We start from the raw sequence: 26,090 nt of genomic DNA, 5'->3' as shown, positions 1-26,090 counted from the left end.
GATTGGGGGAGATGTGTTTCAGCCGCCGACGAGCGCGTCGCGCAGGTTGCGGGGGTCCAGCGCGCGGATGGCCGACACCGTGCGCGCGTCCGGAAGGGAGGTGACGGGCAGGGCGTCCGGCACCGCGAACTCGAAGCCGGTCCGCTCGGAGATGCCGTCCACCGTGGCCCAGGGGTGACGCGCCAACAGCCGCGCCCCACGGGGCCCGCCCAGCTCATACGTGCCCAGGTCGGAGATGAGCCGCACCGGACGGCTGGGGTCGCGCGTCGTGGCCACCTGGACCTGCGGGACGAGGTTGCGCCGAGACTGCCGGGGCACCAGCAGCACCGGGTTCTTCACCCACTGGCGCAGCGTGGCCGCGCCCGCGACGCCGGGGAACTTGGTCCGCGGCTTCTCCAAGGTGCCGGACGCCGTCATGTTGGTGCGGCCCGCCGGATCCACCTCGGCCGCGCCAAAGAAGACCGTGTCCACCCGGCCTCGCCGGGCGTGGTCGAACAGGTCCGCGATGCTCACCTCCGCGGACCGGCCGTCCAGGTAGCGCAGGTCCTCGGACGACGGGTACAGCTCCGGCAGCTCCGGGTCCAACGAACCGACACACGCCAGGTACGTCAGGCCCGGAGCATGCGTGGCCCGAGCCACCGCGATGGCCAGGATGACCAGCGGCGACGCCACACCCGTGGCCACCACCGAGCCGTCTTCAATCTCCCGCGCCAGCAGCGACACCACCGTCTCCGCGGGCGTCGCGTCCACCGTCGTCGTCATCATGCCGCGCTCCGGGTCGCGCGCAGCGACATGAGGAAGCCCTTCGCGTCGCCCGCATCCGCCGCGGCCAGGTAGGCCGCGAGCATCGCGTCGTCATGCGGGTACTGGCCCAGGCAGCCCGTGGGCAGCGCACCGCCGGGGGCGAGCACCACGCGCTCCACCTGGAAGGCGGGGATGGTGACGCGCGACAGCTTCGGAACGCGCTCCTCCACCGTGGCGATGATCCGCTTCGCCGCGCCCGCGACGAGCAGGTCCGTGGTGGGGTCTTCGATCAGCAGGTTGCCCTTGTCGTCCGCGGCCCGGGCGTGGATGAGCGCCACGTCCGGGTAGTACGCGGGCTCCACCGGCACGCGGCGGCCCGTGAACGGATCCTCCACCGTGCGCGGCGCGTCCACCTCCGCCAGCTCCGACACGTCCGCGTCCGGCGCGGGGATGAAGGGCAGCCCCATGGACGCCGCGCGCAGCCGCTGCACCACGCGGTAGCCGTCGTGCTCGCGCCATTCGATTTCGCCCGCCTCGATGGCCCGCTTGAGGCAGGGCAGGGGGCGCACGCGGTTCTCCAGCACCAGCGCGCCGAAGGGCAGCTCCACGCGCTTGAGGCACCCGCCCGCGACCAGGAACTCCGCCGGCAACGGGTTGGGCAGGGAGATGAGCTGCAGACCGCGCTTCTCCTGCGCCACCAGCTCCAGCACCAGCGCCATGGGCGCGCGGCCGAGCATGAACCCGCCAGCCGCGATCGACGCGCCGTCCGGGATGGAGGCCACCGCCTCCGACAGGGAACTCCAACGGGCGCGGTTCACTGGGGCTCTCCTCCGGAACCGGAGCTGGAACCGGAAGCGGCGCGCGGCACCATGCGCAGCGCGGGCGCGTCTTCAGCCGAAGGGGCCGGGGCGCTCACGGCCGAAGCGGCGGAGGGAAAGAGCAGCTCCACCATGCCGTCGGCGATCTGCTCCTCGGTGAGTCGCCCGTCCGGTTTGAACCACTTGTAGACCCAGAGGATCATCCCCAGGAACGAGAACGCCGCCACCGTGGGGTCCACCACGCCGCGCAGGCGGCCCAGGCGGTTGGCCTCCGCGAACGCGTCCTCCAGGAAGCGCACGTAGCGCTTCTTGCGCCGGTCGATGTACTCGCGCGCTTCACCGGTGAGCGTGGCGTGCTCGTGGAGGATGATGATGACCTCCTTGCTGCGGCCGCTCGTCACCAGGTGGATGTTCTGCCGCATGCACTGGCGCAGCCGCTCCACCGGATCCGCTACAGCCTGCACGGGCGCGAGGACCTGCTCCTCGAACACGTCCATCCCGTAGTTCATGATGGCGAAGAGCAGCTGCTCCTTGTTCTGGATGTGGTGGTAGAGCCCCGCCTTGGTCATCCGGCACGCGGCGGCGATCTCCTGCATCGACGTGCCCTCGTAGCCGCGCTCGCAGATGAGCCGCGCCGCCGTCTCCAGGATGGCCCTGTACCGCTCGCCCTCGTCCGGTTTGCGCCCCGTGGGTGTCATGCGTGCCTTCCCTCGCCGGCCTGCCTGCTCCTGCCGGGCTGAAACCACCTACCGACCGGTAGGTCACTTCACCTACCGACCGGTAGGTAGCACTCGGCGACGCGGCCCGTCAACGGGCAAGTACCGGAGGGCTGGTGGGATAAAGGCTTTTGGAAACAAGGACTTGGGACCACCCAACGGGTTAGGTTGCGGGCCTCCCATGCGGTCCACGCTCCTGCCCATCCTCCTCTTGTGCGCCGCGCTGGCGAGCGTGGGGGTGGGGGTCTGGACCCTCGTGAAGCGCAGCCGGACGACCCTGGTGGAGCAGTTCGCGGGGGACCGGCAGAAGCAGTTGGACGAGGCCGTGGGCGGCGTCACGGACTCGCTGGAGGAGGTGGGCAAGAACCTGCGCTTCGCCGGTGAGCTGATGTCCCAGCCGGGGACCCTGGCGGAGCACCGCCGGGAGCTGCGCGCGCTGCTGGAGGCGGTGGGCCAGTACAAGGCCATCGCGGCGTACGACGGCGACGGCGCGGAGCGGCTGCTGCTGTTGGACCGCAAGCCGGACGCGCAGGTGTCGCGCGAGGGGCTGGTGGCGGAGATGGCCGACACGGCGCGCCGCGCGTTGCAGCGTCCGCCGGGCGACCTCACCACGTCGCCCAGCCTGGACGCGGCCAACGGCGGTTGGTTGCGCATCCTGGCCACGGCGCTGCCCGCGACGGACGGCAAGCCCGAGGGCGCGGTGGCGGTGCTGGTGGACACGGAGTCGTTCTTCGCGCCGCTGCGCATCGTCACGTCGGACCTGGAGGCGCGGATGCTGCTCGTGGGCACGCACGGTCAGCCCACGCCTGCGAGCGACCCGGCCCTGACGGAGTGGTTCGGCCGCGCGAGCCAGAAGGACTCGGGCGTGCCGGGCTTCGCGTTCCTGGTGTCCCGGCTGAAGGCCGGCGCGCGCGGCATGCTGCCCCTGTCCGAACAGGAGGCGGAGCGGCTGGGGTTGGGGCGCTCGGAGGTGGTGGCCGTCTACACGCCCATCCGCATGCGCGGCGGCAGCCACTGGGCGGTGGCGACGCTGGTGTCCACCGCGGCGCTGCGTTCGCACGAGCAGTCGCTGGTGGTGCGGCTGTTGGGCGCGGGCGCGCTGGTGGCGTTCTTCCTGGTGGCCTTCGCGGTGTACGTGGTGCTGGCGCGGCGGCGCGCGGTGGCGCTGATGGAGAGCCGCCGTCACGCGGCCCAGCTCGCCGCGCTCCATGACCGGACGCGGAAGATATTGGACCATCTGCCCACGGGCGTCCTCGCGCTGACGGAGGACGGGCGGATCAGCGCCGTCAACCAGGCCCTGCGCTCGCGCGTGCCCGGCAACGTGACAGGAGCGCCGCTGGCGTCCGCGTTCCCCAGCGCACCGGCACCGGTGGTGGAGCGGCTGTCCGCGCTGGTGGCGTCCGCGCGTCAGGAGGACCGGCCGCTCAGCCTGCTGGGCGAACCGCTGGCACTCTTCGGCGAGGAGGGCACGTACAACCTGCACGCGGTGCCGCTGACCGCGGAGGACCCGAAGGAGGAGACGCGCGCGCTCCTGGTGGTGGAGGACCTGAGCGACGTGCGCGCGCTGGAGACGCAGCTGTTGCGCGCGGAGAAGCTGGCCACGGTGGGTGTGCTGGCCGCGGGCATCGCGCATGAAATCGGCACGCCGCTGGGCGTGGTGCGCGGCCGGGCGGAGTACGTGCAGAGCAAGCTGGGCCCAGCGCATCCGCAAGGGCCGGGGCTGGGCGTCATCGTCGAACAGATCGACCGGGTGAGCCGCACGCTGCGCCAGCTGCTGGACTTCTCCCGCCTGCAGCCCGCGATGGTGCGGCCGGTGGCGCTGGGGCCGCTCGCCCGGAGCGTGCACGAACTGTTGCAGGTGGAGGCGGAGCGGCGGCGGGTGAGCTTGAGCGTGGACGTGCCGGAGTCGGTGCCGGCGCTGGCGGCGGACGCGGATCAGCTCCAGCAGGTGATGCTCAACCTCACGCTCAACGCCTGCGATGCGTGCAGCGAGGGCGGCAAGGTGGAGGTCTCGGCTTCCGCGCTGGTGGGCCCGGAGGAAGGCACGTGGGGCCTGGTCGCGCTCACGGTGCGCGATGACGGGTGCGGGATTCCGAAGGAGCGCCTCAACCAGGTGTTTGATCCGTTCTTCACGACGAAGAAGCGCGGGCAGGGCACGGGGCTGGGGCTGACGATGGTGGCCCACGTCGTGCGCAACCACGGCGGACGGGTGGAGCTGGAGAGCACACCGGGGCAGGGCACCCGCGTCACCGTGCTGTGGCCGGTGGCCCGCGCTGTCCCAGAGGAACGAAATGCCGAGCGACTTGCCGTCTGACGCGCGCATCCTCGTGGTGGACGACCACGTGGAGATGGGGCGCATGCTCCAGGAGCCGCTGGCCGACGCGGGCTGGACGGTGGACCTGGCCACGGGAGGGCAGGAGGCGCTGACGCTCATCCGCTCGCGCGTGTACGACGCGGTGCTGACCGACCTGCGCATGGAGAAGGTGGACGGCCTGGACGTGCTGGACGCCGCCCGCGCGGTGGACCCGGAGCTGCCCGTGCTGCTGATGACGGCCTTCGGAGGCGTGGAGAGCGCGGTGGAGGCGATGCGCCGGGGCGCGTACCACTACTTCACCAAGCCCTTCCGCCTGGACGAGGTGCGGCTGTACCTGGGCCGCGCGCTGCAGGACCGCCGCCTGCGCGCGGAGCACCGGGCGCTGAAGCAGGCGTCCCAGGAGCGCTCCGGCCTGGGCGCGCTGGTGGGCAAGAGCGCACCCATGCGCGGGCTGTACGAGCTCATCGACCGGGTGGCGCACGCGGCGGCCCCGGTGCTGCTCCGGGGCGAGAGCGGCAGCGGCAAGGAGCTGGTGGCCCGCGCGCTCCATGTCGAGGGACCGCGCGCGTCCAACCCCTTCGTGGCCGTCAACTGCACCGCGCTGCCGGGGCCGCTGCTGGAGAGCGAGCTGTTCGGCCACGTGAAGGGCGCCTTCACCGGGGCCACGTCCGTGCGGCGAGGCCTGTTCGTGGAGGCGCACGGCGGCACGTTGTTCCTGGACGAGATTGGCGACATGCCCACGGAGCTCCAGGCGCGGCTGTTGCGCATCCTGGAGGACGGCGAGGTGCGCGCGGTGGGCTCGGACGCCAGCCGCACGGTGGATGTTCGCGTGGTGGCCGCCACGCACCAGGACCTGGAGGCGCGCGTGCGGGAAGGGCGCTTCCGCGCGGACCTCTTCTACCGGCTCAACGTCGTCACGCTGCGGGTGCCATCACTGAAGGAACGCCGGGAGGACATCCCCCAGCTGGTGGAGCACTTCACCGCCCGCTCCCGCGCGCGCAACCCGCGCTCGCGCGTGACGTCGCTGTCACCAGAGGTGGTGGCCGCGCTGGGCGCCATGCCCTGGCCGGGCAACGTGCGCGAGCTGGAGAACCTGGTGGAGCGGCTGGCGGTGCTCGTCCCCCGGGAGACGGTGACGCTGGAGGACCTGCGGCCCCACGCGCCGGTGCCCTCGGCGGAGGAGGCCACGCCCTTCGCCCAGGCTCGGGAGGGCGTGTGGACCCTGCGCAAGCTGGAGGGGGAGTACATCCACTGGATGGTCCAGCACTGCGGCGGGAACAAGACCCGGGCCGCGGAGCTGCTGGGCATCGACGTGTCCACCATCCATCGCCGCGAGAGGGAGCGGTGAGCGGGCTTTCTCCTCGCGCGGGCTGACATCCGGGCGGCCGCACGAACGTCCGGGGGACAGCCTCCGCCGCGTTGCCGCGGGGGCAGCGGGAGACCATGGAATGGGCATGCCCACGCCACGCCCCGCCGGGACCGAAGTGTCGTGGAAGCTGCTCCTCGTCGCCTTCGCCGCCGTCGTGGGCAGCTTCTTCGTGACCACCCTGATCGTCCAGCGATCGTCCGCGGTCATCAGCGATCTCTCCAAGGAGATCATCTACAACTCGGCGCCGAGCATCGAGCACCTCGCGCTCGTCCGCAGGTCCGTGCTGGAGGCCGAGCTGGTCCTTGCCCGGTTCATCAACGAGCCTACGCACCGGGGGGCGCTGGACCGGGAGCTGGAGACGGCCTTGTCGGAGACGAGGGCGGGAATTGGCGAGTACCTGGACCTCACGGCGCTCCCGGGCGAGCAGGCAGTGAGGCAGGACGTGCAGGAGTCGTGGTCGCGCTTCGAAGCCGCGGTCACGCAGGCCCGCGCGGACGCGGTAGCCAGGCGGGAGGGGGCGGAGGGGGCGCTGTTCGAACAGGACGTCGAACCCCCGGCCCGGCACCTCCTCGAGAACATCACGCGCTCCATCGAATGGAACGCGGTCAGGGGACGGGAGCTGGCGGAGCGCATCCGTGAAGCGCGCCGCGAAGCCGTGTGGCTGAGCGCGAGCCTCCACGCGGTGTGCGGCATCCTGGCCGGGGTGGTGGCGTGGTTGCTCCATCGCGAGCTGCAAGGACGCCGCGCGCTCGCGGACGCGTACACGAAGTCCGTCGAAGCGCGAGCGGAGGAGCTGGAGCAGTTCGCGGGCCGCGTCGCGCACGACATCCGCAACCCGCTGTCCTCGGCCCGGATGGCCGCCGAGCTCGGCTTGCGCAAGACCCCGGAGGAGTCCTCTCGCGCGCCCTTCAAGCGCATCATCCGGAGCCTCTCACGGGCGGATGCCATCACCGGCGCGCTCCTGGACTTCGCCCGCTCCGGAGCCCGGCCGGATCCCGGTGCCCGGGCCGAACCCCGGGCGATCATCACCGACCTGCTGGGCGGCTTCGCGGCGGAGACGGAGCAGGCCGGCATCGAGCTGCGTCACGAGCCCGTTCCGCCGGTCCTGGTGGCTTGCAGCACCGGCGTCTACCTGAGCCTGCTCGGCAACCTGATCCGCAACGCCATCAAGTACATGGGCGATGCGACGACCCGGCGGGTCACCCTCCGCGTGGAGGACACGGGGGCCTTCATTCGCACCCGTGTCAGCGACACGGGGCCGGGCATCACGCCGGAGCTCCTGCCCTCCCTGTTCGAGCCGTACTTCCGCGTCAAGGGGAGCAGCGCCATCGCCGAAGGGCTCGGGCTGGGGCTCGCGACCGTCAAGAAGCTGGTGGAAGGGCACGGGGGCCGGGTGGGTGTCACGTCCACGCGCGGAAAGGGGAGCACGTTCTGGTTCGAGCTGCCGCGGGCGGGCTCTTCCTCCTGGGACGTCTCCCCGCCGCCGCACGACGCTCCAGGCACGAGCCCCCTGAACTAGGCCCGCGTGGCAATCCGCCACGGGGGGCTGGCGGATTGCCACGGTCCACGGGTGATCACTCGGTGGCCCCGGGGGACGGTGGTTCCGGCATGTAGCTTGCTGTGACGTGGGACCGTGGTGTCCCTGCGCACAACCCGGGCCTTGCTGCTCGGTGCGGATGAGTCCCTGGCCTCGCTGCTGGCGGACGTGCTGGGCGACCTGGGCATCGCCCTGTTCCTGGACGCGGGGGACGCGGCCCGGCCGGACCTGGTGCTGGCGCACGTGGAGCGCGGGGAGGCCATCCTCCCGGTGATGACGCGCGCTCGGGACTGCGCCGCCACCGCGCCCGTCGTCGTCCTCCTGCCCTTCGCGGACGAGCGCCTGGTGTCCCGCGCCCTGTGTCAGGGGGCCCGGGCATGTTTCGCGCTGGGCAGCCCACTCGATGAGCTTCGCGCCCTCCTGCGCTCGCACTTTCCTCTGTTGGAGACCACCCATGGGTGAACCGATGGCCGTCGTCACCGTGCTGCGTCCCGTTGTCCCCTTGCGTGAAGTGGAGCGCCGCCCGGTGGCTCCGGTGTTGGACTCGGGGGAGCCCTCCCTCTTCCAGGCCGGCCAGGTCCGCGTCACCGCCGAGCGGCTCGTCGTGGGCGGCCAGAGCTGGGCGCTGCGCGACGTGCTCCAGGTGGAGACCGCGCGCCGCACCCCGAAGGTGTGGCCCTACCTGCTCGCGGTGGGCCTGGCCGGGGCGCTGGGGCTGCCGCTCCTGTCCTGGCTGTCCGTCAGCGTGACGGCGCTGAGGGGCGCGTACGAGGCGGGGCTCGTCCTCACCGCCCTGGGCCTCTTCGCGTCCATGGCCGCGCTGCTCGTGGTGGAGGACACCCACTACCTGGTGCTGGGGCTGCCGGGCGGCTCGCGCCGCGTCTTCGGCAGCCACGACGCCCAGCTCATCGCACGGCTTGCGGGGACGGTGCGGGCCGCGTGTCAGCGGCCGTGAGCTGGTCGCGCACCTGCGAGACGATCTCGTAGGAGCGCAGGCGCGCCGCGTGGTCGAAGATCTGCGCGGTCACCATCAGCTCGTCGGCCCCGGTCTGCTCGATGAGGGACTGGAGGCCGTCGCGCACGCTGTCCGGCGAGCCCACCACGGTGCACGCCAGCATGTGTTCGATCTCCGCCAGCTCCATCTCGTTGAGCTGACCGTCCATGCTGTCCACCGGCGGCAAGAGCGGGCCCGGCCGGCCCCGGCGCAGGTTGATGAAGGCCTGGAGCAGCGACGTGAAGAGGCGCTGCCCCTCCTTGTCCGTGTCCGCGGCGAAGACGTTCACGCCAATCATCGCGTACGGCTTCTGGAGCACGTCCGACGGGCGGAACTGCGTGCGGTACAGGTGCAGCGCGCTCATCATCTGCGCGGGCGCGAAGTGCGACGCGAACGCGAAGGGCAACCCCAGGGCCGCGGCCAGCTGCGCGCTGAAGGTGCTGGAGCCCAACAGCCACAGAGGCACGTGCAGGCCCGCGCCCGGCACCGCGCGCACGGCCTGTCCCGGCACCGGGTCCTTGAAGTAGTTCTGCAGCTCCACCACGTCCTGCGGGAAGCTGTCCGCCCCCCCCAGGCCCCGGCGCAGGGCGGCGGAGGTGCGCTGATCCGTCCCCGGCGCGCGGCCCAGGCCCAGGTCGATGCGGCCGGGATAGAGCGTCTCCAGCGTGCCGAACTGCTCCGCGATGATGAGCGGCGCGTGGTTGGGCAACATGACGCCGCCCGCGCCCACGCGAATCGTCTTCGTGCCCCCCGCCACGTACCCGATGACCACCGACGTGGCCGCGCTGGCGATGCCCGTCATGTTGTGGTGCTCGGCCAGCCAGAAGCGCTTGTAACCCAGGGCTTCCGCGTGGCGGGCCAGGTCCAGGCTGTTGTGGAGGGCGAGGCCGGCGTCGCCCCCGGAGATGACGGGGGACAGGTCGAGGACGGAGAAGGGGATCATCGGGGGGACCCTCGCGCCACGGGGGCGGAAAAGCCCTTCGATAGCCAGGGCCCTCGGGGTTTTCACGGCATTGACGCACCGCTCGGGCGCTCGGGCCCTCCGGACCGCCAGGCGGAGGCCATCCCACCCATCAGCCTGGCTTCAGGCGTAACAACAGTGCAGCTGTTGTGCCGCGCAGGGTGTCACACGCCCATTCCAGTCATTGCAAGGGATTGGAAGGGAGGGGGGCGAGCGAGGATGGGCCCGTTTTCCAATTCCTGGACCCGTCTCCGGAATCTGGACGAAAAAAGGCCGTACCCCGCCGCGTCCGCGGGCCGTGAATCAATAGAACGCAGGTCCCACCGGGAGCCGAAAGATGCCCGAGCCCGTGAAGGATGAATCACTCCAGCTCCTGCTCGCGCGCGCTGACGACCGCCGGCCGGTGCTGGAGGACGGGCTTCCCGCGGACTCCACCCGGGATGCCCCCAGGCCCGCGCCGCTTCCTCGCCGTGCCGAGGGCATGACGCTGGAGCGGCCCGACGCGAACCCGAATGACCTGCCCGCGCAGCGCTGGGGTGTCATCGCGCCCCTGGGCACGGCGGGCGACGCCCTGCTTCGCGCCATCGAGCCGCTCATCCAGCACCGCGAGCAGGAGCAGGGCGCCGCGGTGATGCGCTACCGCGTTCCTCCCGGCATGGACGCGAACGCGGCGGTGCGCTGGAAGGAGTCGGTGCACCGGGCCGAGGACGTCCCCGAGGAGGAGCGTCCCAGGTACCTGCTGCTGCTCGGGGACCTGCCCGACGTGTCCATGGAGTTGCAGCACGTGCTCGCGCATGGCGCGTTCGTGGGACGGCTTCACGTGGGGCTGCCCGACGGTGAACCAGACCTCGCGGGCTACACGTCCTACGCGGGGAAGGTGATCGCGGCCGAGAAGCAGGGCGCGCCTCCGGAGGCCCCCGACATGCTCCTGTACACGGCGAGGGACGGGACGACGGCCACGACCTCCGGACACCACCTGCTGGTGGAGCCCTGCCGGCAGGTCATGGAGACGCGGTGGAAGCAGAAGCGGCCCGCGTTGAAGGTCCAGGAGGTTCCCTATGACTACGGGGACGCGGACGCGCTCCTGGAGGCCGCGGCCGGTGCGCGCTCGGCGGTGATGCTCACGGTGGCGCATGGGTTGGGGCGGCCCTCGAAGGGCTGGGCTTCTGCCCGGGAGCAGCGGGCCATGCAGGGCGCGCTGACGCTGGGCGGAGGCCCACCGCTCACGGGAGCAATGCTGAGGGACACGCCCTTCCTGCCCGGAGGCATGTGGTTCAGCGTGGCGTGCTTCGGCGCGGCGACTCCACCGGACAGCGCGTTCCATGCATGGCTCGCGCAGATCGCCGCGGCTGGCGGGTTCGCGGGCCGTCCTGACTCCGTGCTGCACAGCCTGCCCAGGGCAGGGGAGCGTCCCTTCGTGGCGGCGCTGCCCCAGGCCCTGCTGGCGAATCCGCGCGGCCCGCTGGGCATCATCGGCCACAGCGACCTGGCGTGGACGCTCGGGTTCCTGGACTCGGAGGACATGACGCGCGGCCGTGCCTCGCGTGTCCTCTCCGCGCTCCAGATCCTGTCCAACGGCAGCCGCGCGGGCGTCGCCCTGGACGCGCTGATGAGCGCGTACCGGGGCGTCAACGACGCGCTGCTGGCGGGCTACCGGGCGCGGCAGGACGCGCAGGTGTATGGCATTCCGGATCCTGTCGACCCGAAGCGACAGGGTCATCAGTGGATGCAGCGCAATGACTTACGCGGCTATGTGTTGCTCGGAGACCCCGCTGCAAGGCTTTCAGGGCAGCAGCCGTAGCGTCGGGGGCGGCGTCACGAGCGGATCCCGTCCCTGGGCCCGCTCACATTCCGCATAGCCGCTGCGCGCCTGCTCCTCGCTTTCATCCAGGTAGCTGCGACGGACGTCCGGAGGAAGGCAGTCCTTGTTGACGGCCCGAAGCCGCCGCTGGAGCTCCGAGACATCCAGGGGCCAGAGCTGTGCCTGTCCATCGGCGCACACCGTCAGGACCTGCTGTTGCCCGGCCGGACTGAACTCGGCGGATGCGACCTCCGACTCACAGCCCTGGATCACCAGGGGCACGCCCGTTCCGTCCGCCCTCCACACCCGCGCGGTCTGATCAACCGAGGTCGTCACCACCCACAGGCCATCCGGGCTGAAGCTCGCGGAATTGACGACGTTCAGGTGTCCCTTGAGCACGACGGGCGTGCCCGTTCCGTCCGCCCTCCACACCCGCGCGGTCTTGTCAGCGGACGCTGTCACCACCCACAAGCCATCCGGGCTGAAGCTCGCGGAATAGACGTCACCTCCATGCCCCTTGAGCACGACGGGTGTGCCCGTCCCGTCCGCCTTCCACACCCGCGCGGTCTGGTCCTCGGACGCCGTCACCACCCACTGGCTGTCCTGGCTGAACTCGGCGGAGAGGACGCGGCGCTCATGGCCCTGGAGCAGCACGGGCGTGCCGGTTCCATCCGTCCTCTGCACCTTCGGGACCCGGACAAACGCGGACACGACCCACTGACCGTCGCGGCTGAACCGGGCGGAGCGTGCATCGTCGGACTTCAGCACCCGCGGTGTCCCGCTCCCGTCCGCCCTCCACACCTGGGGCTCGCCCCCGGACGTGATCAACACCGACTGGCCATCCGGACTGAACTCCGCGGACCCGATGGGCCTGAGCGGATTCTTCAGCATCACCGGAGGGCCCATCCCATCCGTCCGCCACACCCGCGCACTCCCGTTCTCGAAGACAGTCACCAACTGGTGTCCATCCGGGCTGAACGCGGCCGACAAGACGGGGCCCGCGCGCCCATCGAGCACCACGGGGGCGCCCGTCCCCTCCGTGCGCCAGACGCGTGCCGCTCCGTCGGCGCCCGCCGTGACGACCCGCTGCCCATCCGGGCTGAACCGCGCGGACCGGACCGCGTCGGCCGCCTCTCCGGGACCCTGGAACACCACGGGAAGCTCCGGCTCGCCCGCCTTCCAGACCCGGAGGGCTCCATCACTGGACGCGGTGATGATCCGCTGACCGTCCCGACTGAATCGCGCGTCCGCGACCCAGCCCTGGTGCCCCTGGAGCACCCGGGGGGGGCCTCTTCCATCCGCCCTCCACACCCTTGCGGTCCCGTCGAACGACGTGGTCACCACCCACTGGCCATCAGGGCTGAACTCCGCGGAGGTGATGGGGTCTGTATGGCCATTAAGGACGGTGGGAGAGCCCGTCCCATCCGCCTTCCACACCCGCGCCGTCTTGTCCTCGGAAGCCGTCACCACCCACTGGCCATCGGGGCTGAACGTGGCGGAGTTCACGCTCCCCTCATGCCCGTTGAGCACGACGGGCGAGCCCTTCCCATCCGCTCGCCACACGCGCGCCGTCTTGTCCTCGGAAGCCGTCACCACCCACTGTCCATCCGGGCTGAACTCGGCGGAGAAGACGGGCTTCGTGTGCCCCTTGAGCACGATGGGCGGGCCCTTCCCATCCGCCCGCCATACCCGCGCCGTCCTGTCCCAGGAGGCGGTCACCACGCGCCGCCCCTCCGGGCTGAAGCGCGCCGACAGGACCGAGGCCTGGTGTTCGCCCAGCATCACGGGCTCGCCGGTTCCATCCGCCCGCCGCACCTGCACGCTCATGTCCGCCGAAGCCGTCACCAGCCACTGGCCATCCGGACTGAACCTCGCGGAGTGGACGGTGTCCTCGTACTTCCAGAGCGCCTCGGGCGTGCCCGTCCCATCCGCCCGCCACACCCGGACGGTGGCGTCCCGGCTGGCGGTGGCGACCCATTGCCCGTCCGGGCTGAACTCGATGGAGTCGACGATGCCCTCATGGCCCGTCAACGCCACGGGGGTGCCCGTCCCGTCCACGCGCCATACCCACGCCGGCCCTTCCCGGGAGGCCGCCGCCACCCGCAGGCCGTCCGGGCTGAACGCCGCGACGTTCAGCGGAGCCGTTCCCTGGAACGTCACCTCCGGGAGGGGTTCCTTCAGGACGTCATGCGCCAACTGTGTCCACCACCGCGCCTGCTCGGGCTCAGGCACTTCGAGCAGCAGCTTCGTGGCCATCGCGGCGTAGCCGCGGCCCTGCAGGTCGCGAGCCCCCGCCATCAACGCCAATCCCCGCGCGTCTCGCGCCTGCTTGACGGCCTCCTGCTTCGCGCCATCCGCGGCCGTCTTCGCCCGCTCCGCATGGGTTCGCTCCGTCCAGGCCCAGATGAGCAGCAGGGCCATCAGCGCCGCCACGCCCACCGCCACCGAGGCCAGGATGATGAGCCTGCGCCGCTCGGCCGCTTCACGCCGGCGCTGTCGCTGCGCGGACTCACGCTCGATGCGCTGCTGCTTGAGGTCGAAGACCTTGCGCGCGAGCCAGTCGTGTCCCAGTTCGAAGTACCGGCTGCCCTGGTGCTGCTCCGCGTGCAGCACCGCCGCCGCTTCCAGGTGCGTCAGCACCTCGTCCGCATGCTCGGGTGGCAGCTCGGCGCGGGCCTCCTGTTCCGTCAGCAGGGTTCGGCTGCCGTCGCTCGCGATGAGGTGCTGCTCCAGCAACCGGCGCGCCGCCCGTTTCTTGTCGGAGCCGAGCGCATCCAGCGTCGCCTCCAGGTAGCGGTGCACCATCGGCTCCGCGGCGACAGGCTCCACGGCCTGGCCCCGCGCCCGTTCGTCCCACAGCGCCCGGCAGACGATCTGCGCGAACGCGGCCTGCACCTCGGCGTCATCGTCCTGCTCGCCCTGTCCCGCCATGCGCACCTGCCGCATCAGCGCGCGCACCTCCTGCTCGGACCATGGCTGCGCGGGCAGGCCCTTCTCGGCGGCCAGCCGGCACGACACCCGCACCATCTCGCCCACGGTGAGCGGCCCCAGCCGGAAGCCCTGCTCCAGCAATTCGCGCCGGCCCCGCACGCGGTCACGGAAGCGCCCCAGGTAGTCCTCGCGCATCGCCAGCACGAGCTGCAGCCCGCGCACCGGCTTGCGTGCCAGCGCGTCCAGCCCCTTCAGCAGCGCGCCGGTCGCCTCCACGTCGCGCCCCGGAAGGAAGAGCTGCTCCAACTGGTCCAGGTAGATGAGCACCGGCCGGTCCGAGCGTTGCGACGCGAGCTCCAGCGCCGAGTCCAGCGCCTCCACCGTCCCCGCCTGCTCCGGTGGTGGCCCCAGCTCCAGCTCCGCGTGCATCGTGCGCACGAGCCGCGCCAGCGGAGCCTCCCCTGCGAGCCACCCGTCGATGCGCACCGTGCGGAACTCGTGCGCCTCCTCCAACAGCGGAATCACGCCGGCCTGCATCACCGACGACTTCCCCGCGCCCGAGGGGCCAAAGAGCGTGAGGCACGGGTGCGCGAGGATGCGATTCACCAGCCGCTGCGTCACGGTCTCGCGGCCGAAGAAGCGCTCGCGGTCCGCCGCGCGGTAGGGCTGCGGCCCGAGGAAGGGATTCACCAGGCCGTTCATCGCGAACCTCCCTGCGTCCCCGTGCCGAGCGACTCGGCGACCGCGCCCGCTTCCGCCTGCACCACCTGGATGCCAGCGCCCGCGGGCAGGCCCCGGCCTGACTTCCAAGACTCCGCCTCATGAACCCCGGGCTCCAGCAGCACCAGGCTCTTGCGAGGGAGCGGCCGGCGTCCGAACAACCGAGACAACAACATGCGGTGGTGCCATGCCAGCAATGACAGTCCAATGAGCAGCGCGGGGCGGCTGTCCAATGTCCCCAGGATGGCGTCCGCCAGGTCCGGAGGCAGGACGGACTCCAGGTCTCGTACGCCGTGCAGATAATCGTCCTCCGTGAGCAGGGGCGTTTCAAAGACGCGGTCGGGCAGGTAGCCCCGGTACAGCCGCACCAGCGCCACGTCGCGCGACGGGTCGAAGTCCAGGGGCAGCGTGTCGAGCGGTTCCCAGCCCTGCCCCGGCAGGCGCCGTCGGATCAGCGCGGAGCCTTCGTCTGGCGTCGAGGGCTGGATGACATACAGCGGCAGCTCGGGCCGGTGCAGCGCGAGTGCCTGCTCCAACACGGGCATGCGCAAGAGCGTGATGTGGACGCCGGGCCTCAGCCGCCGGGCCAGCGCCTCCACCAGCGGAAGCGTGGGCATCGCATCCCGGAACACCTCCTGGAAGTGCGAGTCCAGCGTCTTGGGCCCGAAGCGCAGCGTGAACCGCTGCGCCAGCGCGCTCATCGGCAGCGCCTCCGGCACGGCCCAGGGCGTGCCCCGCATCCGGCCGTGCAAGAGCTCCCGCAGGTCCTCGTCCGTGGTGCCCCCGTGGTCGCCCAGCACCAGGGAGAAGGGACGTGAGACCAGGTCCAGGAGCCCGCGCAGGGACGGGTCCTCCGTGCGCACCGGTTCGGACCGCACGGGAGCACGGGGCGCGGCGTTCACCCGGGCGGGCCGGAAGGAGAAGAGGGTGGTGTCACTGCCTCGCAGGTACAGCACGGGGGAGAAGGCCTCGGCGCTCTCGCCGAACTCCGTGAGCACCGTGCTGCGCGCGTCATGGAGGCAGCGGGCCACGTCGCCCCGGTGCCGAGTGTCTCCCACCAACGCGCGATAGAAGGCCCGCGAGCACGCGCGCGCCACGTCTGTCTTCACCGGCCACAGGTGCGCCACCACCGCGTCCGCGCCGCCCTGCGCGAGCAGCTCCGCCGCGCTCGTCAGCGCCCCTGGTTGAGCGCCCTGACAGGCTTCGAGCACCACCAGTCGCAGGTCGCCCCGGAAGGCTCCCGCCAGCTCCTTCGCCAGCAGCTCCACGGAGAGCCCCGCGGACGCGCCGTCCGCATCCGTGAGTTGCAGGACCGGAGCCCCCTTCGCGTCCACGCCGCCATGACCGATGAAGTGCAGGATGTGCGGCGCGGGCTCCGAGCGGAGCCGGTCGATGACGTAGTCGCGCCGCGAGCGGGCCCCCACGAGCGGCTCCATCCACTCCAGCGCTCCGGAGTCGATGGCCGGCTGGAGCATGGCGCGCAGGCGGGCCGGTGCCTCTTCGTCCAGCGGCGAGACGACGAGCAGCCGCACGGCCCCGGTGACCTCGCGAGGAAGCCAGGGCTTCGTGGACTGCACCCCGCGCACGATGCACAGCTCCGGCGAGATGCCGAGGAAGTCGAGCGGCCCGGACGGTCCACAGAGCGCCTCCCAGGGAAGCGCCTGGAGCTCGCGGTCCCGGGGCAGGAGCCGCAGCAGCAGCGGCTTCTTGCTCCCGATGTTGCGCGACACGCCGCGCAGCTCGAGCAGCACCTCCTGGAGCCCCTCGCGGAAGAGGGCGGAGTGCAGCGCCCGCGCCTGCTCGGCGGACTCCAGGGGCACTCCGCGCACGGCTGCGTCCCGCACCCACTCACCGAAGCGGCGGAGGGACTCGCGCGAGTGCGCGGGCCCCAACCTGTGCGGCGCGGGCTGTTGGCCTCCGCTGCCCCGCGCTGTTGCGCTGACCTCATCGCCAGTCAGCGCGAGGTCGACCTCCAGCCAGAATCCGGGCGCCGTCGTTCCGCTCGTGCTCATGCGAGCGGAAGCCTACTCCGTCCTCATGGCACCTGGAGCAAGCGGCCGTATCAATAGAAAGTACGTCCGAGCATGGAGGCCTCGACGACGGCCGTCTCGCCATACACCGAGATGTACCAGGTCCCCTGGCTCGGGTAGTAGAGGGAGCAATACTCCAGGTTGCTGTCCGTGGCACCGGAGCGGCAGTCGTAGTTCGTCAGTGTGGGCGCTGCGTTGTAGCGCACGTAGAGGGTGCCATTGCCGGTGCCCTTCTGGAGCGACACGGTGAACGCGGGGATGCCCGACGGCAGGGTCAGCGAGTAGTGCTTCCAGCCGCCCTGGGGTGCGTTCACGTGCTGCAGCGTCGCCCGCGGCGCGGTGCTCAGCCGCGGGGTCATGTAGTCGATGAACCCCTTTAGGTACGCAGCCCGCTCGAAGATGTTCGGCGCCGAGCAGCCCAGGTTGTAGCTGGCGACGCCCACCAGCTTCTTCCCGGAGGGGCCGTCCACCACCAGCGGGCCTCCCACGTCCCCCGTGCAGAAGGCGTTGCCCTGCGCCGAACCATCCGCCCCCAGCTGGTCGGTGGTGAGGGGTTGCCCCAGCGCCAGGGAAGCATCCGCGTTGGACATCAGCGGCACGCTCATCTTCATCAGCGCGTCTGGGATTGCACCGCCCGGGGTTGTCTGCCCCCAGCCCGAGAGCGTGGCGATGACGCCCGGATCGGTGTAGCCGGCGGAGACATCCGCCGCCGTCGCCACCGGCAGGGCCGCCACTGTGGTGCCATTGAGCGTCAGCGGGGTCATCAACCGCAGGAGCGCCGCGTCCTTGCCCTGCGTCGGATCCCACGAGCCAATGAGGGGAATGATGTCCAGCAGCGTACTCACCTGACCCGTGCTGCTCATCGCCGCCAGGCTGTTGCTGCCCGCCGCGACGCGCAGGGTGCTGGGATGCGGGGGCATCACGGTGCCGGTCCCCAGCACGCACTGGCGTGAAGTGAGGACCCAGTGGGTGTTGATGATGGTGCCGCCACACAGGTGGTTCCCGGCCGCGTCCTGGAGGGACACCATCCAGGGGAACTCCCCGGCGGCGGCGGGCGTGGCGCCCAAGAGAGGCCGAGCGGTCTGCGCCACGGCGGGTGGATCACCGACCGCTTCAGGGCCACAGCCACCACCCAGGGACAGGAAGCCCAGCGCGACGGTGGCACGCAGGGAAGGGGACCACGGGAAGGCCGAGCGGGGAGAGGTCATGCAGCCACTCTACGGTTCGTCCTCTGGGGGCGAGCAGGCTTGTTCTCACCGCTTGAACTGGGAGTGTGGTCGTCATGATGGACGCGAAGGCGCATCGCTGGCTCGTCAATGAGTTGGACAAGTGGCGGGTCCCCGTCGACCTGTTGGAGCTCCGCAAGCGTGGACCCGAGGTGTTCGACGCGCTGGTGGAGATTCTCGAACAGGGCCAGCTCTCCGCCCGGCAGCGGGTGAACGCGCTCTGGGCGCTGAGCGAGCTGAGCCTGTATCGGGGAACCTTTCTGGCGCGGAACACCGTCCTGACGCGGCTCGCGAAGACCCTGGTCGTCGGCGACGAGCAGGAGTTGCGTGAGGCTGCGGCCCGGGTGCTGGTGCACCAGTTCTTCCAGCAGGTGGGCCATGCGGACCTGCGGCCGCTGTTGAGCGCCGAGGAGCTGAAGTCGCTGCTGGAGCGCGCCGAGGCGTTGGGGTTGAGCGACGAGGTCCGCGACGGCGTCTGGTCTTCCTTCAATCGCGACACTGCGCGGCGGCGTCCCAGCGAATGAGCATCCCAACAGTCGAGACTGCGAGAGGGTAGCCCTGGCTCCTCCAGGGGACGCCAAACGAGGGCTGGTGGCTGGATATATCAGCCTGATATATCCGGGTGGAGGAGGCAGTCATGGCGAGGGAGAGCACCTGTCGGTTCGCCATCCTGGGGATGCTGTGCCGGGAGCCGATGAGTGGGTACGACCTGCGAAGCACCATCGAGCGGTCGGTGGGGCACTTCTGGCAGGAGAGCTACGGCAACCTGTATCCGACGTTGGAGCGGATGGCGGAGGAGCGTCTGGTAGAGCTCGAGCCGGAGGAGCGCTCGCGGGGCGGACGGGTCCGGAAGGTGTATCGGGTGACGGCGGCGGGGCGGAAGGCGCTCGCGGAATGGCTGAGGCGGCCGGTGCTCCCCCACGTCGAGCGCAACGAGCTGTTGCTCAAGCTCTTCTTCGGGGCCCAGGTGGGGCCCGCGGACTCCCTGGCGCAGGTGGAGCGCAGCCGCGCCGAGGCCGAGGGTCTGCTGGCGGTGCTGCGCCTCATCGACGAGGACGTCCGCCACGCCCGGCAAGACGATCCGGAGTTTGCCTACCAGCACTTGTCGATTCGCGCGGGGCTGCTCGGGCTGGAGGCGCACCTGCGCTGGTGTGACGAGGCGCGCGAAGCACTTGGGCGCATGAAGCCGACGACAGGTTCGACGAAGAAGAGGGGAGCGCGATGAGCGGTCATCCGGACGAAGGAGCGCGGCGTCTGTCCATGTTCATGCCGTGGCTCGCCCTGGGCGTCGGGGCTGGACTGGTGCTGTTGCTGAACACGGAGTGGGCGGTGCTGCCCGGCTGGCTGATGGGCGCGCTGTTCCTCTTCTTCTCCCGGAGGCAGCGGCCCGCGGTGGGTTTCGTGGGGCTGCTGGTGGCCAACACCATCGCCGTTGGCGTGGCGAACCTGGGAGTGTTCCCGGGCTCCGCCGCGAGCGCCTTCGGCATGGCCTTGGGAGGCGCGGTGGTGGTCGCGCTGCTGTACCTGGCGGACCGGCTCGTCGTGGGGCCACGGGGCACCTTCGTGGGGACGCTCTTCCTGCCAGCGGCGACGACGGGGCTGGAGCTCTTCAGCAGCCTGGGCAATCCATTCGGCACCTGGGGCGTGCTGGCCTACACCCAGGCAAAGGTGCCGGTGCTGGTGCAGCTGGTATCGGTGACGGGGTTGTGGGGCCTGACGTTCGTCCTGGTGTGGTTCGCCACGGTGGCCAACTGGGCGTTCGAGCACCGGGATACGGGGCGCCGCGTCCTGCACGGAGTGGCGGTGTACGCGGCGGTACTGGTGGCCATCCTCGGCTTCGGAGCGCTGCGGCTCGCGGGGGCGGGGAGGGTGGGCGAGCCCGTCCGGGTGGCGGGCATCACGGTGGCGGGAGATGTGGCCACGGGCCGCGAGGCGGGGTTGTCCCGGCTCATGAAGGGCGAGGCCTTCGCCGATGAGGACTGGCGAGCCTTCGCCGATGCCTCGCGCGCGGTGAACGAGGAGCTGCTGCGACTGTCGGAGCGGGAGGCCGTGAAGGGAGCGAAGCTCCTCCTCTGGTCCGAGGGCAACGCGGTGGTGCTGGCTTCGGAGCTGGAAGCGCTCATCGCACGGGGGAGCGCGCTGGCTCGCGAGCGAGGCGTGTGGCTCGGCATGTCGGTGGCGAGCATGACGCCCGAGGCGGAGCGGATGCTGCGCAACGAGCTCATCCTGGTGGGACCGGATGGCGCGGTGGCATGGCGTTACGTGAAGTCCCGGCCGGTGCCGGGATGGGAGGCTGAGCACTCCATCCCGGGCAGCGCGGAGCCGGCGGTGATCCAGGCCCCCGGCGTGGGAGTCCTGGGAGGCGCCATCTGCTTCGACGGAGACTTCCCGGCGGTGTTCGCCAGCGCCTCGGAGCGAGGGCTCGAACTGCTCCTGCTGCCGTCGAGCGACTGGAAGGGCATCAGCCCGCTGCACACGCGGCAGGCGGTGTTCCGCGCGGTGGAGCAGGGCTTCAGCATGGTGCGGCAGGTGAACCAGGGGCTGTCCGTGGCGGTGGACGGCTACGGGCGCGTGTACGGCGAACTGGACCACTTCACGGCGGAGGAGCGGGTGCTGCGCGCGGAGCTACCGGTGGGCCGGGTGCCCACGCTCTACGCGCGAATCGGAGACTCGGTGGGATTGCTCTCCGGACTGGCCGCGCTGGGCTGGGTGCTCCAGGCCACCGTCCACGGGCTCATCGCGCGGCGGCGAAGCGCGAACAACGCCGCCGGCATGGGTGACAAGGGTCAGGCTCTGGGCCCATGAGGACGCTTGGGGGCCGCCTCCTCCGTCTTCGGGGGGAGGACGTCCTCCCGCGGAGGCTCGGTCACCTTGCCGCTTCCGCGCTGGCGCTCCTCGACGAGTTCCATCTGCATTTGCTGAAGCGCCGTGAGCCGTGGCTTCGTGGTGCTTCGGGGCTCTTCCTTGAGGGCCCGCTCCAACTCGACGACCGTGCCGAGCTGGTCATAGACATCTGTCTGTCCGTGAAGGAAGGAGTCCGCCCCGAATACGCCCTTGAAGCAGGGGATGACATGTCCCTGTCTTCCGAGCGCAGCCGTCACCTCACCCATCAGCAGGCGCGCCGCTTCCTCCGTCCGCACGAGGGACTCGGCCTCCACCTCGGAGCCCTGTTCGGCCAGGGCAGTCCCCAGGCGGCTCTTCGTCACGATGCTCTCCACGTCGTGCAGTGTCTTGGAGAGATCCTCCGCCCCCTTGCTGCTCTCCACGAGCAGGAGGTTCAGGTAGAGCGCGCCAATCACAGGCGCTCCCTTCCATACCTGGAGGCCGCCATCCCCGAAGCGGATCTCCCTGCCGGCTCCGTCCTGACGGAAGACGCCCTTCGTCGGCTCCGCGGCCGAGGCGAGGAGCGATGGAGTCCGGCCCGAGAGGTCCCAGGCGAGCCCGACAAGGTAGAGGTCGTCGGACGCCTGTCTCAGCAACGTGAAGTCGAAGGACGGGGTGATGCTCACTCGGCGCAGCCGCACCGAGACCTCCTCGCGAGTCGAACGAAGCCCCATCCGCAATGCGTCATGCGCCGCCTCCACGCCCGATGACGTGATGCGCAGGGGGACCTCGGTGAATGGATCATTCCCGCGGACCACCTGGATGAGCGCCGGCGTCCGCTCCGCCCGGCTCGGACGCGCCCTTCGCTTGCCCGGCTTCTCCTCCTCGAAGTCCTCCCGGGTCGCTTCCTCCGGAGGAATGAGGGCGGCATCCAGCAGGGCCCAGCAGTCCGTCGCCAGGGGGCGCTCCCGGTCGAAGAAGGTCCACGGAAGGAAGCCGTAGCCGTCCAGTCCCCATTTGGGGCTCCAGCTGTTCTTGAAGAGCACGTGGGAGTCGCTGTAGCCCACCGCGAGGACGGCGTGACCTCCCTCCACGGCCTCCTGCGGTGCTGGGTACGGGATGATCCCGCTCGCCTTCACCTCCGGCGAGAACATCGAGCTGAAGCAGGTGAAGCCGAAGGCGAACGGCAACCCCGCGTTCAGCGCGCTCTTCAAATGCCCGATCTTCTCTTCCAGGCGGAAGTACTGGATGGCCCGGAAGTTCTGCGCGAAGGCGTACTGGAATGCCTGCGGCTCACGGTCGAAGTCGCTCTCCTTGTAGGGCCAGTATTCCTCTGGCGGCACGCCGAAGAGGCGCAGCGCGCGAATCGTGCTGCGGATGAAGGCCCCCGTGTCGCCCCGGCCGTCCCACCCCAGAAGCCGCCGGGTCGCCCGGTAGAGGAAGAAGCGCGAGGCCTCCACGTTCTCGCCCGTCATCCGGCGCTGGAAGTACTCATACAGGCCCACCACCGCGTTCGCCGTGCAGGAGCCAATCTGTCCCTGGTCCTCGACCGCGGAGCACCACTTGCGCAGGTCCACCCGCAGCGGGCCCACCGACGTAGCGCCCGCCGCCGCCCCCACCGCACCCTTCGGTGACAGCCGGGGCATGACCGCGGACAGGGAGCGCTTCACCTCCGGCGCCCGCACCGTCAGGTCGCGGGGATCGAGCGGATCCGGCAACCAGCCCAGTCTTGGAATCTTGTAGCTCATGGGGTCCCTCCAATGGTCCAAGTTCAAACCTGGAGCGCCCGCGTTCCGAGGCAAGGCCCCAATCGTCGATCTCGAAATCCACTCAGGCCTTGTCGACCCTCTCTTCCCGACGTCGGGGTGGGACACGCTCGGTGTGCATCGTCGAGATCGGTCCGTCCCGGCCCGCCGCCGAATACACGGCGACCACGTCAAGTTCGGTGCCCTCGGTTTCAATCACAACAAACCCCTTGAGGAAGCGGGCATCGACCCCGGAGATTTTGAAGATGTCCGAGCAGTCGATCTCCAGCGCTTCATCCGGGCCGAGGCCGGCACTGACGAACTCGGAGACAGGACCGGGTTTCAAGCCAGGCATCCCAATGGCAACCTTCACGCGAAAGCCAATCTCCTTGTAGGTCGGATTGTGCACGTTGATCGCGGTGAAGTAGGTGCCAGGCGCTACGACCCGTCCGGGGGATTCTCCGCAAACGAACTTCACCGCGTACTGGAACGTCACCCGCTCCGCGAACTGCGCCTGGTAGTGGGCCAGAACCCGCTCGGCGGAAAGCGCGGTGGCATAGAGCGCAACCTCGTCGATGAGTCCATGGAACGGCCGGGGGCGGGAGGGATAGGTCTGGTTGCCAATCCCGAGGTAGCCATCCAGCGAGGGAGGCGGTGGGGAGGGGAACTTGAGCAGAAGGTCGCCTGCATTGGCTCCCAGGCCCGTCTGGCCATCCAGCATCCCGTTGAAATAGATCCGGATCTCCTGCCCATCGAAGGTCGCCACGACGTGGGTTTCCACGCCCTGCGGGACCTCGCTGCGGCTCCTGGCGGACACGTTGATGTCGAGGCCATTGAGTGCCGTCCTCACCCGGAACTCGACGACCACATGTCCATCTCCTCCGTTGATGGTCAGGGCGTATTCCGCGCGCTGTTCGTAGCTCGATTTCTCGAGGATGCGCTGGGTGTACTGGACGGGCCCGGGATTGGGGCCGGACCAGTTGATCTTGGCCTCCATGGTGAGCTGGTGGGGATTGAGGGCCTTGCTGTTGGGAACAACGATTCGTCCCATCAGGCCATCGAACAGCGCAGCCGTGTCCCCGCCCTTGAAGCCACTCAATCCAAGGGTGATTCCACCGGCGGAGTATTCTCCATGGTTGCCGTGCCCCGAGGCATCGACTGCCGTCATCGCTCCAGGTGCCTCTCCCAGGCGCCAGTAGCCAATCGGTCCATCCGCCAGGACAGCGGCGGCGTAGCGTTCAAGTGCCATGTCATCTACACGTGGTCATCAACGGCCAGCGCGCTCCTGGCTCAAAACTAAGAAGCCCGTTTCGCGTCGCCAGCCCCATGAGTTGGGCACTCCTGCTGGCGCACCCAGGCAGAGGCACGGTCAACCCGCTGCTGCCCGCCATGGGGGGGGAATGGCGAGCAAGCTTTGGGAGTCCTGCCTGCCCAAGAGCCCCGCACCGGACCGCGAGCGCACGCTGCGCACCGGCGTCACCGTGTTGACCACCGCCGCGTTGGCGCTGCTGACGTGCTAGCGCGGGCCGTAGACGGGCAGGTCCGCTCCCGCCTCGAAGGCGCCCAGGTCCGGCGCCGGGCCGGTGAAACCCTCGTTGATGTTCGGCAGGACCTGGCCCGCGTTCGCCGCGGCCGAATCCGCCCGGATGCGCAGGTCCGGCTTCGCGTAGAGCGTCAGCGGGGCGGCGGGATACGCCACGGAGGTCGCGAACGCCGTGAGGTCCACCTGCACGGCATGCTGTTCGCTCGTTCCGGTCCGCAGGGTCTGGAGGCTGGTGAACGAACTGGCGCCCAGGCGGCCCGTGACGGTGTCCGTGGTGGAACCCACACCGTCGTAGTCGAGGCTCGAACTGGCGACCTCCAGGTCGGGGACGTGCAACACCCGGCCGGTGCCACTGCTGTAGCCATTGAACGTGCCGCCGGTCCCTCCCAGGAAGAGGTTGTTGCGCGCGTAGAGGTGCGCCACCGGGCGGCCCGCGTAGATGCCGAACGCATCTCCGTGCTTGACCACCGTGTTGTGCAGGAGCACGTCACCCGTGCTGCCCCGGTAGAGTTTGAAGGCCACGTGCACCGCGTTGTAGATGGCATTGCGGACGAAGTACGTGGGCCCGCCCAACCCTGGCTGCGACGACACCGCGATGAAGTTGTTCGTCAGCCGGTTGCGAACGATTCGGCAGTTGTGGACGCAGAAGTCCGCCTCGATGCCGTCATCCGCGTTGCCGGTCAGGTCGTTGTTCAGGATGTCGATGCTGAACTGATCCACGGCCTCTTCGTCCTCCATGAGGGAGATGCCGTCCCGGAACCCCGTCACGCGGTTGTGCAGGATGACGTGCCCCGGGCCGTTGACGGCGATGCCTTCGCCCAGGTTGTCTCCGCTGGCGCCGAGCGACGCCTCCGCCCATTGCGTCAGGCCCGTCACCACGTTGTCCGCGATGTATGCGTTCTCCGCGCGGGTGAAGGTCACGATGCCGTCGCCTCCATGGGCGCTGCTGGCGTTGATGGCGCAACGCTGGATGGCGATGTGCTTCGAGCCGTTGAAGCGGATGCGGCCGTTGACGGTGAGTCCTTCCATGTGGACGTGGGACTGGGCGAAGAGGTTGATGGCGCCGTTGATCACCACCCCGGCCGTCCCCCGGAGCACGATGGGCTTTCCTTCCGTGCCGCTCCGGGACCAATCAAAGCCAGCGTAGGTTCCCGCGCCCAACTGGAGGACGTCCCCCGGCTGCGCGCTCGCGGCGACGCTGGCGAACGTGCCGGGTGTCACTGCCTTGACGGGGGCGCCCGCCATGGGGACCGGCACCGGGCGGGTGGTGGCGGTCGTGGTGCGCGTGGTCGACCCGCCATCGGGGTCCGTGAGGGTGAGCTCCAACTCGTAGGTCGTCCCCGGCTGGAGGTCGAACACGCTGCCGGAATGGCGGCTCGTCCAGCTGAAGCCCTCGTTGCTGCCCGCGGCCACGCGGCGCAGCGGCAGCGCTTCGCGCCAGGCGCTGGTGCCCGAGGCCCGGTAGCGGACCGTCACCACGCCATTGGCATTGGCATCTCCGCTGAACGCCCACTCCACGGTCAGGTGGTGCAGCGTCGGAAAGGGCAGACTTGTCGCGCCGGCCACCGTGGCGTTGTCCCCGAGGCTTCCTCCATCGCCGTTGCTGCCCCCATCGCCGCTGCTGCCCCCATCCCCATGGCTTCCCGCATCACCGCTGCCGCCGTCGGAAACGAGTCCCCCATCCACGGGGTCGCCTCCATCCGGTGTCCCATCGGAACAGGCGACCAACGTCAGCAATCCAAGAACACAGGCCCAGCGCCAGGATGAAGGGGTCATGGGTTTCCTTTATCCAACCTTGGTCTGACGCGGTCCCTGAGG

The 26,090-nt window shown here is 70.2% G+C and carries 19 protein-coding genes; 9 read left to right on the top strand and 10 right to left on the bottom strand.

Annotation, left to right across the window (positions count from 1 at the left end; all coding sequences use genetic code 11):
- Positions 1 to 18: 18 nt before the first annotated feature.
- The 3 genes from GTZ93_RS41195 to GTZ93_RS41185 are packed head-to-tail and all read right to left on the bottom strand — an operon-like array spanning position 19 to position 2,260.
- A complete protein-coding gene (locus GTZ93_RS41195) occupies positions 19 to 762 on the bottom strand; it encodes a CoA-transferase subunit beta (RefSeq protein WP_139916375.1) in 744 nt (247 codons plus the stop codon).
- Complete coding sequence (locus GTZ93_RS41190) at positions 762 to 1,562, bottom strand: CoA transferase subunit A (protein ID WP_126933726.1); 801 nt, start codon at positions 1,560 to 1,562, stop codon at positions 762 to 764. Before GTZ93_RS41190 ends, GTZ93_RS41195 begins: the two co-directional genes overlap by 1 nt.
- The gene (locus GTZ93_RS41185; protein WP_121752906.1) at positions 1,559 to 2,260 is read right to left on the bottom strand and encodes a TetR/AcrR family transcriptional regulator; all 702 of its coding nucleotides are present in this window, start codon (positions 2,258 to 2,260) and stop codon (positions 1,559 to 1,561) included. Before GTZ93_RS41185 ends, GTZ93_RS41190 begins: the two co-directional genes overlap by 4 nt.
- Before the next feature lie 199 nt (positions 2,261 to 2,459).
- Between GTZ93_RS41185 and GTZ93_RS41180 the strand changes: the two genes are divergently transcribed.
- The 5 genes from GTZ93_RS41180 to GTZ93_RS41160 all read left to right on the top strand — a co-directional run bounded on the left by GTZ93_RS41180 (position 2,460) and on the right by GTZ93_RS41160 (position 8,453).
- On the top strand, positions 2,460 to 4,592 hold the full coding sequence (locus tag GTZ93_RS41180; protein ID WP_139916357.1) for a sensor histidine kinase: 2,133 nt from the start codon (positions 2,460 to 2,462) through the stop codon (positions 4,590 to 4,592).
- A complete protein-coding gene (locus GTZ93_RS41175) occupies positions 4,570 to 5,940 on the top strand; it encodes a sigma-54-dependent transcriptional regulator (RefSeq protein WP_390625033.1) in 1,371 nt (456 codons plus the stop codon). Before GTZ93_RS41180 ends, GTZ93_RS41175 begins: the two co-directional genes overlap by 23 nt.
- Positions 5,941 to 6,046: 106 nt before the next feature.
- Positions 6,047 to 7,480 carry a sensor histidine kinase gene (locus GTZ93_RS41170; protein ID WP_161663352.1) on the top strand — a complete coding sequence of 478 codons (1,434 nt, stop codon included), beginning with the start codon at positions 6,047 to 6,049 and terminating at the stop codon, positions 7,478 to 7,480.
- Between the two features lie 117 nt (positions 7,481 to 7,597).
- Positions 7,598 to 7,960 carry a DNA-binding response regulator gene (locus GTZ93_RS41165; RefSeq protein ID WP_257979054.1) on the top strand — a complete coding sequence of 121 codons (363 nt, stop codon included), beginning with the start codon at positions 7,598 to 7,600 and terminating at the stop codon, positions 7,958 to 7,960.
- Entirely contained in the window at positions 7,953 to 8,453 is a 501-nt protein-coding gene (locus GTZ93_RS41160) for a DUF6232 family protein (RefSeq protein ID WP_139916350.1), read from the top strand. The genes GTZ93_RS41165 and GTZ93_RS41160 overlap by 8 nt, the downstream gene beginning before the upstream one ends.
- On the opposite strand, the gene GTZ93_RS41155 is transcribed toward GTZ93_RS41160, so the two are convergent.
- Positions 8,404 to 9,435 carry an LLM class flavin-dependent oxidoreductase gene (locus tag GTZ93_RS41155; protein ID WP_139916348.1) on the bottom strand — a complete coding sequence of 344 codons (1,032 nt, stop codon included), beginning with the start codon at positions 9,433 to 9,435 and terminating at the stop codon, positions 8,404 to 8,406. The genes GTZ93_RS41160 and GTZ93_RS41155 overlap by 50 nt on opposite strands.
- Positions 9,436 to 9,790: 355 nt before the next feature.
- Here GTZ93_RS41155 and GTZ93_RS41150 point away from each other — a divergent pair, with 355 nt between their 5' ends.
- Positions 9,791 to 11,254 carry a hypothetical protein gene (locus GTZ93_RS41150; protein WP_139916346.1) on the top strand — a complete coding sequence of 488 codons (1,464 nt, stop codon included), beginning with the start codon at positions 9,791 to 9,793 and terminating at the stop codon, positions 11,252 to 11,254.
- Here GTZ93_RS41150 and GTZ93_RS41145 read toward each other — a convergent pair.
- From GTZ93_RS41145 to GTZ93_RS41135, 3 genes are read right to left on the bottom strand one after another with little or no spacing between them, the layout of a single operon-like run.
- Entirely contained in the window at positions 11,237 to 14,887 is a 3,651-nt protein-coding gene (locus GTZ93_RS41145; RefSeq protein WP_139916344.1) for an nSTAND1 domain-containing NTPase, read from the bottom strand. The genes GTZ93_RS41150 and GTZ93_RS41145 overlap by 18 nt on opposite strands.
- Complete coding sequence (locus tag GTZ93_RS41140; protein WP_139916342.1) at positions 14,884 to 16,917, bottom strand: CHAT domain-containing protein; 2,034 nt, start codon at positions 16,915 to 16,917, stop codon at positions 14,884 to 14,886. The genes GTZ93_RS41145 and GTZ93_RS41140 overlap by 4 nt, the downstream gene beginning before the upstream one ends.
- Before the next feature lie 50 nt (positions 16,918 to 16,967).
- A complete protein-coding gene (locus tag GTZ93_RS41135; protein WP_139916340.1) occupies positions 16,968 to 18,143 on the bottom strand; it encodes a trypsin-like serine protease in 1,176 nt (391 codons plus the stop codon).
- 74 nt (positions 18,144 to 18,217) lie between these two features.
- Here GTZ93_RS41135 and GTZ93_RS41130 point away from each other — a divergent pair, with 74 nt between their 5' ends.
- The 3 genes from GTZ93_RS41130 (at position 18,218) to GTZ93_RS41120 (ending at position 20,966) form a co-directional block, all read left to right on the top strand.
- Positions 18,218 to 18,685 (top strand): hypothetical protein, encoded by a 468-nt coding sequence (locus tag GTZ93_RS41130; protein WP_139916339.1) that lies wholly within the window; start codon positions 18,218 to 18,220, stop codon positions 18,683 to 18,685.
- Positions 18,686 to 18,798: 113 nt separating this feature from the next.
- Positions 18,799 to 19,386, top strand: a complete 588-nt coding sequence (locus GTZ93_RS41125; RefSeq protein ID WP_139916337.1) for a PadR family transcriptional regulator — start codon at positions 18,799 to 18,801, stop codon at positions 19,384 to 19,386.
- Positions 19,383 to 20,966 carry a nitrilase-related carbon-nitrogen hydrolase gene (locus GTZ93_RS41120; protein ID WP_161663351.1) on the top strand — a complete coding sequence of 528 codons (1,584 nt, stop codon included), beginning with the start codon at positions 19,383 to 19,385 and terminating at the stop codon, positions 20,964 to 20,966. Before GTZ93_RS41125 ends, GTZ93_RS41120 begins: the two co-directional genes overlap by 4 nt.
- On the opposite strand, the gene GTZ93_RS41115 is transcribed toward GTZ93_RS41120, so the two are convergent.
- From GTZ93_RS41115 to GTZ93_RS41105, 3 genes are all read right to left on the bottom strand, one after another.
- A complete protein-coding gene (locus tag GTZ93_RS41115) occupies positions 20,948 to 22,732 on the bottom strand; it encodes a C1 family peptidase (protein WP_139923092.1) in 1,785 nt (594 codons plus the stop codon). The two genes, GTZ93_RS41120 and GTZ93_RS41115, sit on opposite strands and share 19 nt — an antisense overlap.
- Positions 22,733 to 22,814: 82 nt before the next feature.
- Positions 22,815 to 23,978 (bottom strand): LamG domain-containing protein, encoded by a 1,164-nt coding sequence (locus GTZ93_RS41110; protein WP_139923094.1) that lies wholly within the window; start codon positions 23,976 to 23,978, stop codon positions 22,815 to 22,817.
- A gap of 267 nt (positions 23,979 to 24,245) precedes the next feature.
- Positions 24,246 to 26,048, bottom strand: coding sequence for a right-handed parallel beta-helix repeat-containing protein (locus GTZ93_RS41105; RefSeq protein ID WP_257979505.1), 1,803 nt, complete (start codon positions 26,046 to 26,048; stop codon positions 24,246 to 24,248).
- Positions 26,049 to 26,090: the final 42 nt, after the last annotated feature.

Origin of the sequence: Corallococcus exiguus, assembly GCF_009909105.1 — a bacterium.
In the GTDB taxonomy this organism is placed as follows: Bacteria; Myxococcota; Myxococcia; order Myxococcales; family Myxococcaceae; genus Corallococcus; species Corallococcus exiguus.
Note: the sequence above shows the minus strand (reverse complement) of the source record. Positions and strands in the feature narration are given on the sequence as shown.

Bases quoted from the DNA above. Each gene is read 5' to 3' on its own strand.
- GTZ93_RS41195 (WP_139916375.1), bottom strand. From the start codon at position 762: ATGACGACGACGGTGGACGCGACGCCCGCGGAGACGGTGGTGTCGCTG.
- GTZ93_RS41185 (WP_121752906.1), bottom strand. From the start codon at position 2,260: ATGACACCCACGGGGCGCAAACCGGACGAGGGCGAGCGGTACAGGGCC.
- GTZ93_RS41180 (WP_139916357.1), top strand. From the start codon at position 2,460: ATGCGGTCCACGCTCCTGCCCATCCTCCTCTTGTGCGCCGCGCTGGCG.
- GTZ93_RS41175 (WP_390625033.1), top strand. From the start codon at position 4,570: ATGCCGAGCGACTTGCCGTCTGACGCGCGCATCCTCGTGGTGGACGAC.
- GTZ93_RS41170 (WP_161663352.1), top strand. From the start codon at position 6,047: ATGCCCACGCCACGCCCCGCCGGGACCGAAGTGTCGTGGAAGCTGCTC.
- GTZ93_RS41160 (WP_139916350.1), top strand. From the start codon at position 7,953: ATGGGTGAACCGATGGCCGTCGTCACCGTGCTGCGTCCCGTTGTCCCC.
- GTZ93_RS41155 (WP_139916348.1), bottom strand. From the start codon at position 9,435: ATGATCCCCTTCTCCGTCCTCGACCTGTCCCCCGTCATCTCCGGGGGC.
- GTZ93_RS41150 (WP_139916346.1), top strand. From the start codon at position 9,791: ATGCCCGAGCCCGTGAAGGATGAATCACTCCAGCTCCTGCTCGCGCGC.
- GTZ93_RS41145 (WP_139916344.1), bottom strand. From the start codon at position 14,887: ATGAACGGCCTGGTGAATCCCTTCCTCGGGCCGCAGCCCTACCGCGCG.
- GTZ93_RS41140 (WP_139916342.1), bottom strand. From the start codon at position 16,917: ATGAGCACGAGCGGAACGACGGCGCCCGGATTCTGGCTGGAGGTCGAC.
- GTZ93_RS41135 (WP_139916340.1), bottom strand. From the start codon at position 18,143: ATGACCTCTCCCCGCTCGGCCTTCCCGTGGTCCCCTTCCCTGCGTGCC.
- GTZ93_RS41130 (WP_139916339.1), top strand. From the start codon at position 18,218: ATGATGGACGCGAAGGCGCATCGCTGGCTCGTCAATGAGTTGGACAAG.
- GTZ93_RS41125 (WP_139916337.1), top strand. From the start codon at position 18,799: ATGGCGAGGGAGAGCACCTGTCGGTTCGCCATCCTGGGGATGCTGTGC.
- GTZ93_RS41120 (WP_161663351.1), top strand. From the start codon at position 19,383: ATGAGCGGTCATCCGGACGAAGGAGCGCGGCGTCTGTCCATGTTCATG.
- GTZ93_RS41115 (WP_139923092.1), bottom strand. From the start codon at position 22,732: ATGAGCTACAAGATTCCAAGACTGGGCTGGTTGCCGGATCCGCTCGAT.
- GTZ93_RS41110 (WP_139923094.1), bottom strand. From the start codon at position 23,978: ATGGCACTTGAACGCTACGCCGCCGCTGTCCTGGCGGATGGACCGATT.
- GTZ93_RS41105 (WP_257979505.1), bottom strand. From the start codon at position 26,048: ATGACCCCTTCATCCTGGCGCTGGGCCTGTGTTCTTGGATTGCTGACG.